Source organism: Streptomyces shenzhenensis (assembly GCF_021462265.1).
GTDB lineage: Bacteria > Actinomycetota > Actinomycetes > Streptomycetales > Streptomycetaceae > Streptomyces > Streptomyces shenzhenensis.
This window is the reverse complement of the sequence record NZ_JAJONF010000063.1, coordinates 23,097-40,569: the sequence shown is the minus strand read 5'-3', so window position 1 is coordinate 40,569 and position 17,473 is coordinate 23,097. Positions and strand designations below refer to the sequence as shown.

General features: G+C 69.6%; 12 protein-coding genes and 1 pseudogene. 10 read left to right on the top strand and 3 right to left on the bottom strand.

Annotated elements, in window-relative coordinates; genetic code table 11:
* Positions 1-723, bottom strand: a 723-nt coding sequence (locus LQ326_RS42975; protein WP_234544517.1) for an AfsR/SARP family transcriptional regulator, incomplete at its 3' end; no start/stop codon positions are given.
* A 404-nt stretch (positions 724-1,127) separates the two neighbouring features.
* Positions 1,128-4,160, bottom strand: coding sequence for a glycine--tRNA ligase (locus tag LQ326_RS42970; protein WP_234544521.1), 3,033 nt, complete (start codon positions 4,158-4,160; stop codon positions 1,128-1,130).
* A gap of 1,021 nt (positions 4,161-5,181) precedes the next feature.
* On the opposite strand from LQ326_RS42970, the gene LQ326_RS42965 reads away from it, so the two are divergent.
* From LQ326_RS42965 to LQ326_RS42920, 10 genes and pseudogenes are all read left to right on the top strand, one after another.
* Complete coding sequence (locus LQ326_RS42965; RefSeq protein WP_234544516.1) at positions 5,182-7,377, top strand: peptidase domain-containing ABC transporter; 2,196 nt, start codon at positions 5,182-5,184, stop codon at positions 7,375-7,377.
* Positions 7,365-8,693 carry a condensation domain-containing protein gene (locus LQ326_RS42960; RefSeq protein WP_234544515.1) on the top strand — a complete coding sequence of 443 codons (1,329 nt, stop codon included), beginning with the start codon at positions 7,365-7,367 and terminating at the stop codon, positions 8,691-8,693. Before LQ326_RS42965 ends, LQ326_RS42960 begins: the two co-directional genes overlap by 13 nt.
* 79 nt (positions 8,694-8,772) lie before the next feature.
* A complete protein-coding gene (locus LQ326_RS42955; protein WP_234544514.1) occupies positions 8,773-9,021 on the top strand; it encodes an acyl carrier protein in 249 nt (82 codons plus the stop codon).
* Positions 9,022-9,027: 6 nt separating this feature from the next.
* Positions 9,028-10,440, top strand: coding sequence for a class I adenylate-forming enzyme family protein (locus LQ326_RS42950; protein WP_234544513.1), 1,413 nt, complete (start codon positions 9,028-9,030; stop codon positions 10,438-10,440).
* Positions 10,427-12,172: an AMP-binding protein gene (locus LQ326_RS42945; RefSeq protein WP_234544512.1), complete on the top strand. Its 1,746-nt coding sequence runs from the start codon at positions 10,427-10,429 to the stop codon at positions 12,170-12,172. Before LQ326_RS42950 ends, LQ326_RS42945 begins: the two co-directional genes overlap by 14 nt.
* Positions 12,169-13,104, top strand: coding sequence for a cupin domain-containing protein (locus LQ326_RS42940; RefSeq protein ID WP_234544511.1), 936 nt, complete (start codon positions 12,169-12,171; stop codon positions 13,102-13,104). The genes LQ326_RS42945 and LQ326_RS42940 overlap by 4 nt, the downstream gene beginning before the upstream one ends.
* 413 nt (positions 13,105-13,517) lie before the next feature.
* Complete coding sequence (locus LQ326_RS42935) at positions 13,518-14,123, top strand: helix-turn-helix transcriptional regulator (RefSeq protein ID WP_234544510.1); 606 nt, start codon at positions 13,518-13,520, stop codon at positions 14,121-14,123.
* A 114-nt stretch (positions 14,124-14,237) separates the two neighbouring features.
* The gene (locus LQ326_RS42930) at positions 14,238-15,095 is read left to right on the top strand and encodes an AfsR/SARP family transcriptional regulator (RefSeq protein ID WP_234544509.1); all 858 of its coding nucleotides are present in this window, start codon (positions 14,238-14,240) and stop codon (positions 15,093-15,095) included.
* Positions 15,096-15,282: 187 nt separating this feature from the next.
* Entirely contained in the window at positions 15,283-15,495 is a 213-nt protein-coding gene (locus tag LQ326_RS42925) for a hypothetical protein (protein ID WP_234544508.1), read from the top strand.
* Positions 15,496-15,733: 238 nt separating this feature from the next.
* Positions 15,734-16,370, top strand: a pseudogene (locus tag LQ326_RS42920) (transposase); the annotation flags it as partial.
* Between the two features lie 249 nt (positions 16,371-16,619).
* On the opposite strand, the gene LQ326_RS42915 reads toward LQ326_RS42920, so the two are convergent.
* Positions 16,620-17,144 (bottom strand): TetR-like C-terminal domain-containing protein, encoded by a 525-nt coding sequence (locus LQ326_RS42915; protein WP_234544507.1) that lies wholly within the window; start codon positions 17,142-17,144, stop codon positions 16,620-16,622.
* Between the last annotated feature and the right edge of the window lie 329 nt (positions 17,145-17,473).

The window sequence follows — 17,473 nt, the reverse complement described above, 5'->3', positions numbered from 1 at the left end:
GGCGGTCAGCTCAGGCCCGGGATCGATGCCCTGCTCCTCCAGCAGCAGCTTCCTGACACCGCTGAACACCGCGAGCGCGTCGGCCTGTCTGCCCGCCCCGTAGAGCGCGCGCATCAACAGGCCGTACGGACGCTCGCGCAGGGGGTGCATGGCCGTGAGGTCCGCCAGGCCGGGAATGACCTGGCGATGGCGACCGAGGGACAGGTCGAGGTCGAAACGTTCCTCCAGCAGAGCGATGCGTAATTCCTCGAGCCGGTCACGCTGCCGCATGGCGAAGGGGCCGGGCACTCCGGCCAGAGTCTCTCCCTGCCACAGGTCGAGTGCGCGGACCAGCCTGTCGCTCGCCTCCTCCAACCGGCCCGCGGCACGTGCCTGCGCCGCCTCACGAGTGAGTGTCTCGGCCTGCCCCACGTCGAGCGAGGACGGGGGGACGACCAGGCGGTAGCCGTCGCCGACCGACACGAGCACGCGCGGCGTGGAGCGGTCCGGTTCCAGGAGTCTGCGCAACTGCCAGGCGTAGGTGCGGATCGTGGTGGTGGCCTTGCTGGGGGGCGTGGGGCCCCACAGCGCGTCCACCAGTTGTGTCTTCGACGCGGTGTGCCCCGGTCGCAGAAGCAGGACCGTCAGCATGGCCCGGAGCTGGGGTGGACCGAGGTGCAGTTCCGCGTCGCCCCGGTATGCGCGGACCGCCCCGAGAACGGCGAAGAGCAGTTCTTCCGTCACCTCGCCAAGGCCCTCCTTGCCCGACCACTCCGAACGCCGTCGTCACCACCATGAGCACGGACTCACCGTGGGATCGGTTCACGCTTGGATCGATCGCCTGTGCGCTGAGGTGGCCAGCCGACCGCGGTCGGACAGCAACCAGCCTATCAATCGCGTCGGTTCATCCTCGAAAATGCGTATACAACGTGAGGCCGCCGGGATTGCGGGGCAGGAGAGACCGGCTCCGGGGAGGACATGCGAACGGCCGGCACGACGTGCTCGCCGTGTCGGCCGAAGTGCCCTGGACACCGCTCCGGTCGCGTGACCGGCCGGTGCGCGGAGCCGTGGCGGGTGACCGACCCGACACACGAGCGGGTGCTCGTACGGGCACCCGCTCATGAACCGTCAGTGGTCGGCCGGACCTCTCAGACCAGCGACTCCCAGTCCACGATGCCCTCCGCGAGGTCGCGTACTCCGGCGAGCAGGCCCAGCCTGTTGGCCCGGACCGCGGGGTACTCGGACATCACCAGGACGTTGTCGAAGAAGATGTTCACCGCGTCGACCAGCTCGCCCGTCTCCGCGTTGAAGCGGACGAGCGAGGTCTCCCCGTCGAGGACCTGCCGGCACTTGACCAGGGCGGCGTGCAGAGCCTGCTCGGCGGGCTCATGGAGCTGCTCCGGGTCGTACACCGCCTCCAGCCCGGCCGGCACGATGCGCCGTACCCGCTGGAACGCCGCAAGAACGGTGGCGAACCGGTCGTCACCCTGCAGGCCTTCAAGCTCCTGCAGGGTCCGCGTGGCCAGCCGCGGCGAGTCGCCGCGCACCAGCACCGCGCGGACGTCGGTGGTGGAGTGCCCCAGCTCGATCAGCTGCTGCTCGAAGCGGCGCAGCACGAACTGGGCCGCGTCCTCCAGATGCTTCTGCTCGACCGTGACGGCCTGGTGCTCCGCCGCGACGGCCAGCGCCTGGCTGAGCCTGATCGCGGCCAGGTCGCTCCTGCTGAGGAGGATGTTGACCACGCCCAGCGCGGAGCGGCGCAGCCCGAACGCGTCCGAGCTGCCCGTGGGTTCGGCCCCGATCGCGAAGAGCCCGACCAGCAGATCGAGCCGGTCCGCCAGGGCCAGCAGGGCCCCCGGCAGGGTCTCGGGCAACGCGTCGCCGGCGAAACGCGGCAGTTCGTTCTCGTAGAGGGCCTGCGCCACCCCCTGGCTCTCGCCCGCGCGCACGGCGTACTCGCGCGCCATGATGCCCGCGAGGCTGGACAGTTCGGTGACCATCTGGGAGCCGAGGTCGAACTTGGTCAGGGCCGCGGCCCGTTCCAGGACGTCGTGGTCCGTGCCGGACAGGCCGATGACCTCCGCCAGCCGGCGGGCGATGGCCGAGATGCGGTCGGCGCGGTCCGCCATGGAGCCGAGACGCTCCTCGAACGTGAGGAGGTGCGTCTTCTCCCTCATCTCGCTCAGCGGGGTCTCCAGATCCGCCTTCCAGAAGAAGGAGGCGTCCTCGTACCGGGCGCGCAGCACCGCCTCGTTGCCGTGGCGGACGACGTCGTGGTCGCACCTTCCGTTGGCCACCGCGACGAAGTGGGGCAGCATGCTGCCGTCGGCGCCCACCACGGGAAGGTAGCGCTGGTGCTTGCGCATGACGGTGACGAGGATGTCCGCGGGCAGCGTGAGGTACTTCGGGTCGAAGTTCCCGAGGATCGGGGTGGGGGACTCGACCAGGTTGGTGATCTCGTCGATCAGCGCGCCGTACTGATCCGTCTGGATGTGTCCGCCCACGGCCTCGGCGAGCCGTGCCGCGCCGTCCACCACGAGGCGCCGCCGCTCCGCGGCGTCCGCGAGGATTCCGTGCTCCTTCAGAAAGGGCAGGTACCCGTCGGCCGTCGGCACCTCCGCCGTGGGAGGCACCGCGTCACGGTGAACCTGCGTCGTACGCCCCGACGTCAGGCTGGACACCGTGAAAGGGACGACCCGCTCTCCCAGCAGAGCCATGATCCAGCGGATCGGACGGGTGAAGGAGAGCCGCGGCGCGTTCCACCGCATGTTCTTCTCGGAGCGAAGTCCGGTCACGACCTCCGAGAGGAGAGCGGAGAGGACGTCCTCGGCCGAGCGCCCGACGACCTGCCGGGTGAGCGCGACATGCTCGTTGGCCCCGACGGTGACGCGACCGAGGTCAGCCGGTTCGGCGCCGTTGCTCCTGGCGAAGCCGATGGCGGCCTTGGTGGGGTTTCCCTCCGCGTCGAACGCCGCCGAGACCCGGGGCCCGCGCACGGTCTGCTCGTAGTCGGCCTCGCGGGGTTCCACGCCGAGGACGGTGGCCACCACGCGTCGGGGGCTGGCGTCGACCCTGATCTCACCGTGTCCCAGCCGGGTCGCGCCCAGTTTCTCCGTCAACGCGGTGCGCACCGCCTGCGCGGTCCGGGTGACCTCGGCCGGCGGCATCTCCTCCACGCCGATCTCGACCACGAGGGTGGCCGGCCCCGGTTCGGCCGGCGGGGCCACCGTGTCCTGCTCGGCCTCCACGGGTTCCGCGGCCGCCGCCCGCTCCGGAGCCTCGCTCACCGCGGTGCCGGCCGGGGCGGAGTCGCCGCTCGACACGCGGCCCAGGGGGAATCCGAGTTCCTCGCGCCGCGCGACCCACAACTCGGCGACCTCGTGGGCCAACCCGCGCATCCGGGCGAAGGAACGTGCCCGCTCCGTGGTGGAGATGGCGCCCCGCGCGTCGAGCACGTTGAACGCGTGCGAGCACTTGAGGACGAAGGAGTACGCGGGGACGGGCAGTCGCGCGTCGAGCATGCGGCGTGCTTCGCCCGCGTAGGCCTCGAAAAGGCTCCGCTGGGTATCCAGATCGGCCTCGTCGAGGTAGTAACGGCTCATCTCGTACTCGGCCTGGCCGAACGCCTCGCCGTAGGTGACACCCGGCGCGTACTCGAGATCCTTGAAGTGATTGACGCCCTGGAGCGCCATCAGGATGCGTTCCATCCCGTAGGTGATCTCGACGGACACCGGGTCGAGGGTGATGCCGCCTGCCTGCTGAAAGTATGTGAACTGGGTGATCTCCAGACCATCGAGCCATACTTCCCAGCCGAGCCCCCAGGCGCCCAGCGCCGGGGAGGCCCAGTTGTCCTCGACGAAGCGAATGTCATGTGCCGCCGTGTCGATGCCCAGTGCCTGCAGACTGCCCAGGAAAAGCTCCTGCGCGTTTCCGGGCTCGGGCTTGAGGATGACCTGGTACTGCGTGTGGGTCTGCAGCCGATTCGGGTTCTCGCCGTAACGTGAGTCGTCGGGCCGGACGCTCGGTTCCACGTATGCGACACGCCACGGCTCCGGTCCCTGGACCCGCAGGAACGTAGCCGGGTTGAGCGTGCCCGCACCCACCTCGGTGTTCATGGGCTGAACGACCAAACACCCGTGTTCGGTCCAGTACTTGTTCAGCACCAGCAGTGCTTCTTGCATCGTCAACACCGAGATCATTCCTCCACGGGTACCGCACATGCTCAGAGCATCTCCCGGCTGAGGCTCAGGAGACCATGGCCTGCGGGAGTCTACCAATCAGGGCGTTTCCGCTTGGCATCGCCGGGGAGCCAACGGGCGCCGCATCCGGGCCAATTGCGACCGGCCGAGCGGGCCGGCCGGCGTTCCCCCGAGTGGCCGGGACCTGTCGGCGGCCGTCGGCACGGCCCTGCCGACCTCGGCCGCGTCCCACGGCCGGAGGTGCGTGTGCCCGGCGGCCGAACGGGGCGGGGAACTCGAAGATCTAGGGAATCCACTAGTCTTTCCGGGCCGCCGTTCTGCCGGTCGATTTTCATGCGACCATGAGTGTGGACGTTTATGTGGAACCTTTCCTTTCTTGCCCACCCTATTCAGTTCGCAGTGCAGGCGGGCGGGAATTCGTAGCCGGTGTGGATTGAGCATAACGCGGGCGGTGAATCGAGGCTTGACTGATCGGATGATGCTCTCTATGGTTCAGTCGTTCGGTCATCCGGACGTGAAGTGAATGCATTACATCCCCTGTGCTTCCTTTCGTCAGGTGGTTCGGTGCCTGTAGTGGATTTCGTCCGGGCATCGCTTTTCGGTGATTTCTTGGTGTGGCTCGACACCGTTCTCTGGTTACAGAATCCGATCCACGGATGCGAAGAAGCCCCTGCGAAAGAGAGAAGTCATGGAAAACTTCGACGACATCGACATTTCCGACCTGTCGGAAGAGGAGCTGGACGACATCGTCGGCGGCCAGTTCGGGATTTCCCTCACCTGCGTCATCTGACGATCTGAAGTCCGCGGTCCGTCTGCCGAAGGTCTGCGCTTCTTCGGCGGACGGGCCGACGGCTCACGTGCGGACGTCCTGTCGCGGGCGGACAGGCCAGTGACTCACAACGGGAAGGGACTCATGCCTGGCGATTCGCGTTTCAACGCCGAGGCGCTCGAACACCATCGCAGGAGCGATGGCCTTGGACCGGTCTTCGGTCACGCTCCTGCCGTGACCCGGCCCAAGGGAGCAGCCGAGCGGATCACGGCGGTCCGCGAGCGGTTCAGGCGACGCACACGCGGAGCGCGGCTGCAGGTCTGCTTCCAAACCCAGGTCAGCGACTGCGGTCCCGCCGCTCTCGTGACCGTGCTGCGCCACCATGGCGTGGACGTGTCCCTCGACGAGGTCCGCGCGCGTGCGGGTTCCGGGCGCAATGGCGCATCGGCCCGCACCCTCCTGGAGATCGCCCGTGAATACGGCGTCAAGGGCCGCGGGGTACGCGCCGGCACGGAAGCCCTGGCCCGGCTGTCCCCCGGTTCGATCCTGTTCTGGAACTTCAACCACTTCGTCGTCCTGGAGGGAGCCGGCAAAGACCATGTGGATGTCGTCGACCCTGTCCATGGACGCCGCAGGCTCACCATGGCAACGGTCGCCGAGTCCTTCACGGGCGTGGCCCTGGAGTTCGAGCGGCCGCTCGAAGCCGGCTCCGGCCGGCGCCGACGCGGCAGTCAGCTCCCCGGCCCCTGGCACCGCCTGCGGCAGTTTCTGCCGCGCGGCCGGGAACTGGCGCTGATCCTCGCCTCCTCCGCCGGACTCATGGCCTTCGAACTCGCCCTGCCGCTCACCGCCGGATTCCTGGTCGAACGCGTCCTCGGCAACCGGTCCACCGGCGGAGCGTGGACGGCCTGCGCCATCCTGGCCGGTCTGGTCGTCCTCTATTTCTCCTTGTCCGTGGCGCGATCGTTTCTGGTCACCAGGCGCCAGGCCGTCATCGAGAAACGGCTCACCCTGGGCATCGTCGGGCATATGGCGGACCTGCCCTACGACTTCTTCACCGTGCGCAACTCCGGTGATCTCGCGCTACGGGTCCGCACCAGCAACGTGCTCGTCCAGGTCCTGAGCCTCACCGCGGTCTCGGCCGTCTTCGACAGCCTGCTCATCGTCGTCTATCTGATCGCCATTGCCGTCGCGAACCCGCTCCTGTCGCTTCTCGTCACCGTGCTGGTCGTCGTGCAGACCGCCATCCTCGTGCTGACCTGGCGCCGGCAGACCGGACTGAGCCAAGAAGTCCTCGAACGCCAGACCAAGGCCCAGGAGGAACTGGTGGAGATGCTGGAGAGCATCACCACTCTCAAGGCCGCCGGCATGGACGGCCGGGCGGTGGAGCGCTGGTCGCACACCTTGGTCCATGAGGTCAACAAGCGGCTGAGCGCCCGCCGCAACCTCGCCCTGTTCGCGTCCCTCAGCCGCACGCTGCAGTTCGCCGCGCCCCTGATCGTGCTGGTCGCCGGGATCTGGCTGGTCCTGAGCCACCGTTACTCGCTCGGCGAGGCCATGGGCTTCATGACACTGACGATCGCCCTGTTCATCCCGCTGGAAGGCCTCTTCGACGCCGGCTCCCAGCTGGCCGCGGTCCGGCCCACCCTCGCCAAACTCGACGACGTCCTGCGAGCGGCCCCCGAACCGCGGGGCGCCTTCGCCGAGACCGGCGTGGCCAGGCCTGGCCGGATCAAGGCCGAGGCGGTCGGCTTCCGCTATCCGGGAGCTCCGCGGCCCACCCTCGACGGCGTCAGTCTCGAACTCGAACCAGGGCAGTTCATGGCCATCATCGGCCGCTCGGGCTCCGGGAAGTCCACCCTCGGCATGCTGCTGGCCGGACTGTACACACCCACCGGCGGCACCCTGACCGTCGACGGCACCGACCTGGCCGAACTCGACCGGCCCACCTACCGGCGGCGCATCGGCTACGTCAACCAGAACGCGCACCTCTTCGGCGGCACCATCCGGGACAACATCCTCTTCGGCGGCGACGACATCAGCAAGTCGGATCTGATCACGGCGGTCGGGCTGGCGCACATCCACGAGGAGATCGAAGCCATGCCGATGGGGTACAACACCCTCGTCGCCCCCGGCGGCCACGGGCTGTCGGGCGGACAACGCCAGCGGATCGTGCTGGCCCGGGCGCTGGCCAAGAAACCCGAACTGGTCATCCTGGACGAGGCGACCAGCGCCCTCGACCCGGCTCTCGAGGAATCCATCATGCGGGCGCTGCTGGACGCGGGCATCACCGTCGTCGTCATAGCCCACCGCCTGACCGTGATGGACGAGGCGGACCAGGTCGTCGTCATGCGCGACGGGCGCATCGTCGAGGCGGGTTCCCCCGCCGTCCTCAAGGAGAGCGGAACGGAGTACCTGTGCCTGACCTGACGGCCCCAGGGGTCCGTACCCCGTTCCCCCTGACCTACGAGCAGGAGTGGTTCCACACCAAGACCCTCTCCAGCGGCTGGTCCCACAAGAACACCCAGCTCGCGTTCGAGATCCTGGGCGGCCTCGACACGGACGCCCTCGCCGCGGCCGTACGCGCCTTCGTGGTCCGGCACGACGCCCTGCACCTCCAGATGGATCCGGTGCCGGGCCCGCACCCCCTGCAGTGGACCCGGGGCATCGAGGCCGAGGAGGAGGTCGTCCGAAGGGTGAAGGTGAAGGCCGCCTCGCCCGCACAGTTCTCCCACTACGCTTCGGTCCTGCTGTCCCGCGACTGCGTCACCCCGTGGTCGTACGGCACACAACGGCCGTTCGTCATCAGGCTGCTGCGCTACGACGAGAACCACCACGCGCTGCTGGCCACCTTCCAGAACCTCGTCTTCGACGGCCGGGCCCATCACCTCTTCGGGCATGAGGTCTGGCGCGATTACCAGACCCTGCGCGACGGCGGCTCCCCGCCGGACACGGCCCCCTCGTTCGCCGACGCGGCGGTCCGGCAGCGGGAGCGGACGAGCGAGCGGCTGCGCGAGCAGGCACAGGCGAACTGGAGAGAACGCCTGGCCTTCATGACCCGTGTCTCCTGGCCCCGGACCGGCCCGGCCGGGACCGACCCCGCGGAAGGAGGCATGGTGAGCGCGGAACTGCCGGCCGCGACGGTCACGGCGCTGCGTGGTCTGTGCGCCGAGTTCCGCTTCACCGTCCTGCAGTCGGCGGTCGGGTTGTTCGCCACGGCACTGGCCGCTCGAACCGGCATGTCCGAAGTGGGACTGTGGACCTCGATGGACTCGCGTGCGTCCCGGGACATGGACGTGGTGGGCATGTTCGCCGGCTCCTGCCCGCTGACCCTGCGCGACGCCGGCGCCGACGCCTTCTCCGTGCGGACACAGGTGCGTGACCAACTGCTCAACGGGCTCCGGCACCAGAGGCTCGACGCCGAGGACCTCACCGCGCTGACCCGGGAGGCGGAGGAGACCGGCGGAGCACCCGTCAGCCGCGACATCTACGTCAACCTGCGCCGGTTCGAGGGGAACTCCGCGGTCGCGGACGACATCGGCGGTCTGCGGATCACGCCTGACGCCTACCCGCTGCACAGGATCACCTTCCATGACACCTTCGCGCTTCACCTCCGGTGCACCGAGTTCCGCGACCGGCTGTGCATCGACCTCCTCTACGACGGGCACCGAGCCGACCGCCCGCTGGCACGGTCGGTCCTGGACGACATGCTCGCCGGCCTGACGGCCACCGTGCCCGCCGGATGACCGGGCAAGAGCCGTGAGGGCCGTCCGCCTTCCCGCCGTACCCGATTCCGACCCACGCCCCCCGAGCAGAGAAGGCGCCATGTCCGACACGCCGATCGACGAGGTACTGACCGCCGTGAGCGAGGTGTTCGGCAGGCCGGTCGTGCCCGAGGACGATTTCTTCGCCCTCGGCGGCGACTCCATCACCGCGGTCGAACTGAGCCTCCGTCTGGAGGAGAGCCTGGGCGTCGAGGTCGACGTCGAACTGGTCGTCAGCCTCCCCGACCTCGCGGCACTCGCCGCCGCGCTCGCGCAGCCCCCTTCCGCCTCGCCGACAGCCAAGCACTGAGGAATCATGAAGCCTTATCTCTGGGACCCCTGGGCCACCGCGCGGACCCACCCGGACCGCGTGGCCGTGATCGCCGACGGCGAGCAGAGCACCTACGGCGATCTCACCGGCCGCGCGGACGCCCTGGCCCGGGGGCTGCGCGCCCACGGGATCCCGGACGGCGCGGTCGTGTCGACCGACATCCCCACCGGACCGGCCTTCTTCGCACTGGCCCTCGCCGCGCTGCGACACGGCTTCGGACTCTTCCCCATCGACCGTGAGCTGCTCGGGATTCCCATGGGACCTGCCCTGCTCGCCTCGGTGTCCACCGCCGCGCACATCAGCGCCCGGCCCTGGGCCGACGGCCCCGCCCTGCCCTGCCCGGTCGTGACCGACACGCAGCTGACGGCCCGGGCGGACGGCCCCGGCACGCCCGCGACACCGCCCGCCGCGGGCCATCTCGTGTTCGCCACCTCCGGGACCACCGGACTGCCGCAGGCCGTGGCGCGGACACGTCCACGCAGGCCGTACCGCGGGGTCGCGGTCGCCGAACGCTACGGCGCCGGAGCCGGCCGTGGCCCGCACCTGATGGCCAACCCCACCTACCACCTGGGCACTCTCGGCCCCGCCCTGTACGCGCTGCAGGCGGGCAGCACGGTCGTCGTCCAGCGAACCTGGTCCTGCGACGCCTTCACAGAACTGGCGGACCGTCACGGTGCGGACAGCGTCATGCTCAGCCCCGACCGACTGACCGACCTCGTCGAGGCCGGTGCGGCACCGCGCCACCCCTTCCAGGTCGTCTTCCACGGCGGAGCCGCCTGCCCACCCGGGGTCAAGCGCGCGGCCATCGACCTGTTCGGGCCGGTCCTGCACGAGTACTACGGCACGTCCCACGGTGTCATCACCGAGATCACGACGGCGGAGTGGCTGGCCAGGCCCGGATCGGTCGGACGACCCCTGCCGGGGATCCGGGTCGAGATCTCGCGGGAGGGCCGGCCCGTGCCCGCGGGCGAGACCGGGGACATAGACATCCGGCTGCGGGCGGCCGACCGGGCTCCGTCCGACACCGGCGTGCTGAAGACCGGGGACGTGGGCCATCTCGACGACGAGGGATATCTGTTCGTCCTCGGCCGGGCCGACAGCCCGCGGGAGATCCGGATGGCGCGGCTCGAGCACGACATCCGGTTGCTGCCCGGAGTCACCGACGCCGCCGCCCTCGACGGCGCCGGCGACGGACCGGTGTGCTTCGTGGAACACAGTCACGGTGCCGGCTTCCAGGACCCGGTGCCCGCCATCGAGGCCACGGCGGAGCAACTGGATCTGCCCTGCCCGCGCGTCGTGCTCGCGGTTTCGGGCTCCCTGCCCCGTACGCCCAGCGGCAAGCTGCGGCGGGCCGATCTCGGCGTCCTGGCCCGGAGCGCTCCCCATGGCCCCCGGTAGCGGAGGACCAGCCCACGACTCCGTCACAGCCACCGGATGGCTCCGGCACCACGCCCGGCACCGGCCGGACGCCATCGCCCTGACCAGCTGGGACGAAGGGGAGATCCGGCGCCGTACGACCTTCGGGGAACTGGACCGGCTGGTGGACACCGTCGCCCGCGCGCTGCGGGGCCTGGACGCCGAACCAGGACAACGGGTGGTCCTGGTGCTGCCGAACGACGAGACGTTCGCCGTCGTCCTGCTGGCCGTGATCGGCACCGGACTCGTCGCGGTTCCCGCCCCAGGCCCGCGCACGATGCGCGCGGCGGCGTTCGAGCAGCGACTGCGTGCCGTCGTCCGGGACTGCTGCCCGGCTCTCGTGATCACCACGGAAGCGTGGCGGGACACGGTGCGCCCCGCGCTGGAGGACTCCGCCACGCAGGTCCCGATCCGCACCTGGGAGGAGCTGCCGGCGGTCGCCGCCGCCCTGCCGGAGCGCGGCGGCGCGCCCGACGCACGGGTGAGCCCGCGAACACCGGCCTTTCTCCAGTACACCTCCGGATCGACCGGCTCTCCCAAGGGCGTCGTCATCGATCACCGCGCCCTGCGGTCGAGTTGCCGCCAGGCGGCCGTCTGCTACCGCGAGAGCCCGGCCGACGTCGCCGTCACATGGGTGCCGCTCAGCCACGACATGGGTCTGATCACCGGAATCCTCAGGCCGCTGTTCAGCGGATACGAGTCCGTGCTCCTGCCGACCGAGCGCTTCGCCCGCCGTCCGGCGGAATGGCTCTCCGCTCTCACCGTCTGCCGCGGCACGCTGTCCAGCGCTCCCGACTTCGCGTACGACCTGTGCGCGCGCAAGACCACCGACGACGAGATGGCCCTCCTGGACCTGCGTGCCTGGCGGGTCGCGCGCAGCGCGGGTGAGGTGGTCCGCACCGCCACCGCCGAGCGGTTCGCCGCCCGGTTCGCGGCAGCGGGGTTCCGGGCCGAGGTCCTGTGTCCCTCGTACGGGATGGCGGAGGCGACCCTCACGGTCACCGCCACCACCCCCGAACTCCCGCCGCTCCGCCTCGCCGTCAGCACCGAAGCGCTGCGTGCGGGCCGCGCGGTCCGCGCCGCGCGGGGAACCCCCTCCACCACCCTGCTCTCCTCGGGCGTCCCGCTGCCGGGAACCCGGGTACGCATCGGCGACGGCCGTCAGGACCCGCACCGCGTGGGCGAGATCCACATCCGGGGCCCGCAGCTCTTCAGCGGCTACTGGCGCAAGCCGGTCCGGCGATCCCGCTGGCACCCCACCGGGGACCTCGGGTTCCTCGACGGCGGACAGCTGTTCGTCCTCGGACGGACGGACGACGTACTCGTGCACCGCGGCCGCAACTTCCATCCCGCGGACATCGCCGCGGCCTGTGCCGCCGTACCGGGCCTCAGACCGGGGCGGTGCGCCGCCTTCACCGTCGAGGACGAGGCGGCCGGCGAACTCCTGTGCCTGGTGTCGGAAGTGACCGGCGGCCCCGGCGCACCGTCCCCCGCGCAACTGGCCGCCCAGGTGCGGCGCCGGCTCGCCCAGGTCCTCGACCTGTACGTCTCCGAGGTCGCCCTGCTGCCCGCCGGCGGCCTTCCCGTGACGACCAGCGGCAAGGTGCGGATCTCCGAGACGAAACAGCGCTTCGAGCGGGGCGACCTGCCCGTTCTCCGGCTCCACGTGCCCCGGCGCACATCGTCCGAGCACAGAGAGGAACGCACGACATGACCATTGCGCACTCCACGACACTGTCCCGGTGGGTCGGCGACCCGGCGGCCTTCGCCGCCGACCACTGGCGCCGCCGTCCCGGTGTCTTCACTCCCGACGGCTCCCTCGTCAGTCCCTTCACGCCGGCCGACGTGGACGGCGCCCTCGCCAGCGGCTTCCTGCACGAGCCCTACCTGGAGATGACCGGCGCCGAGGGGCCCCTGCCCGCCGACACCTACGTCTCGGCACGTTCGGTCCGAGGCGTCTCCCATCCGGGGTTCGCCGACCAGAAGAAGATACGGGGGCTGATCGAGCAGGGCGCGACCCTGCTCATGCACCGGGTCGACCAGTGGCACCGCCCCACCCGTGATCTGCTGGCCCGCCTGTCGGCCGAACTCCAGCGGCCGGTGGAGGCGTTCTGCTTCGTCACCCCGCCTGGCGCCCAGGGAGCTCCACTGCATCGCGACGACGCCGATGTGCTCGTTCTCCAACTGGCCGGCAGCAAGGACTGGCGTGTCTACGAGGGACCGGCGAACGGCGAATGGCGCGAGGGGAGGGTGGAGGGGGAGAAGCCGGCGGAGGTGCTGCGCGCCACCGTGCACGCCGGGGACGTCCTGTACATCCCACGCGCCTTCGCCCACGAGGCAGTCGGGAGCGGCGGCCTGTCCGTGCACCTGTCACTGACGATCCGTGAGGTCCACAAGGGCGATCTGTTCCGCAGCCTCCAGAAGCTCACGGCCAGGGCGATGAACGTCGAAGCGCGCCCGCTGGACGACGAAGCCGTCCTCGCCGCCGCCACCGCCATGCTCGAGCACGTGAGCAAGGCACTGGCCGGTCTGACCCCGCAGGACCTGGTGGACCACGCGAGGCGGACCAGGCTCGCCGCCCTGCCCGGTCCCGGTGCACCGGTCTCGCTCGGTGACCTGGCCGTCGGACACGCCGATCCGCGGTGATCCCGCGCGTCCCGACGACGGTGGCCGCACCGGTCGCCATCGGGCGTCCGCAGCCGTGCTGACACCGGGCACCGGTCCGAGGACCCCGGCCGGCCCGTCGTCGTAGCGGCTCGGGGGCCGGACGGTCCGCCGGCGCCCGGTGCCGCTCCGCTCGCTGTGCCCGGGTGCCGGCCGACGTCCCGGTGCCGTTCCTCGGAAGCGGGCCCGGGACCGCGGAGTTCCCTGGTGCGGGCGGCTCCCGCACTCATCGATTCCGCACTGATCGTGCGCTGATCGTCGTGAGCCAGTATGGCCGTAACCGAACAGGTCGGGCGCGTGCACGCTCTATGCCCAGCGGCGCCTACGACAGGTCTGCCCTGCGAGTCGCCGTCGATCGGGCCGGCAGGGTGCAGTCGAAAGCCACAGGAGCACGAATGGGTCATTCTGCGCTGACAACGGACAGAGAGATCTTGGTTTTTCTCGACCGCAAGCACCAGATGCAGTACGGGAGTCCGGAATTCTTCCGCCAGTTCGGCGGGTCGGGCGAGGAACTGTACGGAAAGCCGTTCCGCTGCCTCATAGAATCGGACCTCCGCGAGGCTCTCGACCGCGACCTGAACCAGCTGCTCATCGGAGACCGGGACCAGTTCAGTCACCGCATAGCACTGCGGCGACGGTCTGCCACACCGCTGATTGCCGTGCTCACCGCGACAGCCCTGTGGGGTAGTTCGCCGAACAGGGCCGTGGCCATACAGCTCTTCCACCCCACGGACCCGGCCGGGCCGAAGACCGTCAGCGAGAGTCTGGTCATCGGTGAGATGGCGGCGAAGATCCTCGAAGGAACCGCGGCGGGACTGACATCAGAATTCCTGGCCTCACGTTTATTCATCAGCCCCAAGACCGTCGATTACCACATCTCGCGCATGCTCCGACAGTTCGGCATGCCGAATCGGGTGGCGCTGATCGCGCTCGCCTACTCGACGGGAATACTGCAAATCAATTCGTGGCCGCCCCGGGTCGCCGATGAGTTCATAAAATAGGAATCCGGATGAGTCTATGACCTGCCCCTCGTCTGACACGCGGCCCGTCATCAGGACGGGTCGCCAGTTCCCCGGATGGTCCTTGTTTTTCGTAAGGGGGTAGGAGTGGAGCTCATGCGCACAGCGTGGCAGGGCGGCGGAACGTCCCGTTCGGACGCCGCCCCGGACGCGGGGGTCGAGACCGGACCCACTCAGCTGAATCTCTTAGGGCCGCTCGAGATCCTCGTGTCCGGTGTCACCGTGTCCCCGGGAGGAGCGAAGCCGCAGATCCTCTTCGCCTACCTGTGTCTCCATGCCAACCGGCACGTCTCGGTCGACAACATCATCGAGGCCGTCTGGGGGGAGGCACCACCCTCGAGCGCCAAGAAGAACATCCAGCTGTACGTGAGCCGTCTGCGCCGGCAGTTCGCCTGCGCGACCGGCGTCCGTCTGATCACGACCAGCGACGGGTACCAGCTCACGGCGGAGTCCGATCAGGTCGATCTGGAGCGGTGCCAGCAACTGTTGCAGCTCGGCCAGGAAAGCCTCCACAACGGTGCGCCCAAGGAGGCCGGCAGGCTGCTGCGCGAGGCGATCCGGCTGTGGCGGGGCAAGCCTTTGAGCGGCCTCACCCACACTCTGGTCATGCAGGCCGAGGCGGCCAGGCTGGAACAGTTCCGGCTCGGACTGCTGATGAAGTACTTCCAGGCGCAGCTCGCGGACGGTCAGCACTTCGAGATAATCCCCGAACTCCTCGCCACGGTCGCTGATCACCCGCACCAGGAACGACTGCGCGCGGATCTCATGATGGCCCTGTGGCGGTCCGGCCAACGCCACGCCGCGCTGGCCACCTATCGCGAGGCGTACCAGCTGCTCGCCGACGACCTGGGAATCTTCCCCGGACGGCAGTTGCACGCGCTGCACCAGGCGATCCTCGCCGACGACGCGGAGATCATGGGCGGCCTGACGACGGACCGGAGCGTCGCTCCATGACGTCGTTCACGGCCCGCGGGAAGGCGCTCCCGTCGCGGAGACGGCTGTTGCGGCATCGGGCGCAGCAGCCGCCCATTCACCGCGCGACCTGCACATTGATCACCCGTTGATCACGGTCTGCCAGCATGGCCAATCGCTGTGGGCCCCGTGGCCCGCGGCGTAGAACTCACCAGAACGGATACATAAAGTGAAGCGATACAAATCCGGCTTTCCGCTGCGTCAGTTCCTCCTGGCCGCCGTCCTGGCGCTGCCGTTCATCCTGGCCGCCGTCATCGGCGGTTCCCCCGTCGGCGGAGTGGCGAACCACCCGTCGTCCGGCACGGTGAACCACCAGGACCGGGCCGACGACCCGATGGGGTGGAACGGCACGGGGTCGAGATACCACGGGCCCTCCTCGTGACCGGCCGGCGACGGGCGGTCGAGCCGGGCGATCGCCAGGAGTGACCGTCGGCCGGGGGCGGCGTGACGCAGCCGGGGCGAGGCGTGGGCTCAGCCCGGGGAGTGTGCAGCGACCACCGCATCCTCCCAACCGTGGAACCACGTTCACAGCCGCCGCGTCCACCGGGCCGGACCCCGGATGACCACCAACCGGAACCGGGACCCGTCCGCACGTCACGTGACGCCCCCGGCGTGGCCCGATTCCGCGCTGCCGATCCGCCGCTCTCACCCGCGGACCCCCTGCTCACCCAGGTCCGCGGCGACCCCGTCGCATCTGCCCTGCGGCTCCGCGGTCCGGGTGGGACACCCCGCCGCACCTGGTCACCGCGTACTGGCGGACGAACCTGACGCGGCGACAGCTTGGACCATTGTCCGGCGTGTCCAAGTCGGCCGCCGCCCGTATCGTCGATCATCTCGGACCGCTACTCGCCCTGCATCAGCGCAAACGGTTCCGCAAGGAGACCGTGCTGATCGTGGACGGCACCCTGGTCCCGACCCGGGATCACACGGTCGCCGAGCAGTCGAAGAACCATCGGTACTCCACCAATCACCAGGTCGTCATCGACGCCGACGCTCAACTCGTCGTCACCGTCGGCCGGCCTCTGCCCGGCAACCGGAACGACTGCAAGGCATGGGAACTGTCCGGAGCGAACGCCGCCGTCGGCAAGGCCATGGTCATCACGGACGGCGGATACCGGGGGACGGGCCCGGTCATCCCGCACCGGCGCCCGCCCGGCCAGGACGAACTTCCCGCTTGGAAAGCGGGAGCACAACGCCTCTCACCGCAAAGTCCGAGCCCGTGTCGGGCACGTCTTCGCACGCATGAGGACCTGGAAGACCCCTACAGCGGCTCTCCCGCGGGCGGGCACCGGTAATGGCCAGGTGATCTTCAAGAGCGAGTAACACATGCGTCCTCTCCGGCCCGACCGTGGAAAGGCCGGGCCGAGCATCGATCCGCCCTCAGCACGGCATCGCACCGCTGAACACCGGCACGAGTTCGGTACGTGCGGCGAGAGAAGGGCGCCTTCGGTGTTCCTCGAGGTCGGCCCTGGGGCGTCGTCGCATTGTCTCGGGGTGGCGATGTGGTCAGGTCTCCTTGAGGCAGGCCAGTCTGGTGATCATGGCCTCGGTGATGCTCTCCTCCGGCCAGGGGAACGTGCGGCTGTCGGCGCGCTGGTGGGCGAGGCCGTGCAGGCCGAGCCAGAGCGTGACCGCGTCCTGCGGTGGGTCCGTGACGGCGGACTGGCCTGCGGCGGCGCACTTCGCGAGAGCGTCGACGACCACCTGGAGGGCCGTCGAGCCGAGGCTGGCGAGGTCCTCCTCGGTCAGGGAGTTGTCGCCCAGGGGCGGCAGGCAGTGGGCCATGTCCTTGCCGCCGTCCTGCCCGGACACCCGGACGAGCGACTGCTGGTAGCGCTGGTAACGGCTGTCCCAATTGTTCGCCACGAACTGGTAGTTGCCGGTTCTGCCGGAGTCGTTGTACCAACCTGGTTCCGTGACGTTGCTGGTCTTTATCCGCGTCTGCGCCTCAGTGGTTCCCGTGGCGAGCCCGATCGTGGCGCAGCGACCTGCGACCGCCAGTGCGCCGAAGGTCTTCCAGTCGCGAGGCATGATTGATGAGTGCTCCTTCTGTCGTTTTGCCGATCGGAAGTGGTGCGGTGGTGGGTGTGGCCTGCGCGGCGGTGCGTGCGCGGCCGCGGCGGAGTTCGCCTGCCGGGCCACCCTGCGACGAGCTTCAGGGGGCAACCGGTGCCCCCATGAATCGGTGCGGCTGCTTCTGCTCCCGGGACACCGGCCCGGATGCTGCCGAGGTACCGGGCGAAGGCACCCTCCGCACCCTTGCCTGCCCACGTGTCTTCGGTGAGCCGTGCTGCAGAGGCGCTATGGACACGGATCCGCCGGCCGTCCTAGATTCGTCCTTGTGCGAGGTCAGCCAGGGG

Coding starts and splice junctions, on each gene's coding strand:
- LQ326_RS42940 (WP_234544511.1), top strand. CDS start 12,169: ATGACCATTGCGCACTCCACGACACTGTCCCGGTGGGTCGGCGACCCG.
- LQ326_RS42915 (WP_234544507.1), bottom strand. CDS start 17,144: ATGCCTCGCGACTGGAAGACCTTCGGCGCACTGGCGGTCGCAGGTCGC.
- LQ326_RS42955 (WP_234544514.1), top strand. CDS start 8,773: ATGTCCGACACGCCGATCGACGAGGTACTGACCGCCGTGAGCGAGGTG.
- LQ326_RS42950 (WP_234544513.1), top strand. CDS start 9,028: ATGAAGCCTTATCTCTGGGACCCCTGGGCCACCGCGCGGACCCACCCG.
- LQ326_RS42935 (WP_234544510.1), top strand. CDS start 13,518: ATGGGTCATTCTGCGCTGACAACGGACAGAGAGATCTTGGTTTTTCTC.
- LQ326_RS42945 (WP_234544512.1), top strand. CDS start 10,427: ATGGCCCCCGGTAGCGGAGGACCAGCCCACGACTCCGTCACAGCCACC.
- LQ326_RS42930 (WP_234544509.1), top strand. CDS start 14,238: ATGCGCACAGCGTGGCAGGGCGGCGGAACGTCCCGTTCGGACGCCGCC.
- LQ326_RS42970 (WP_234544521.1), bottom strand. CDS start 4,160: ATGCAAGAAGCACTGCTGGTGCTGAACAAGTACTGGACCGAACACGGG.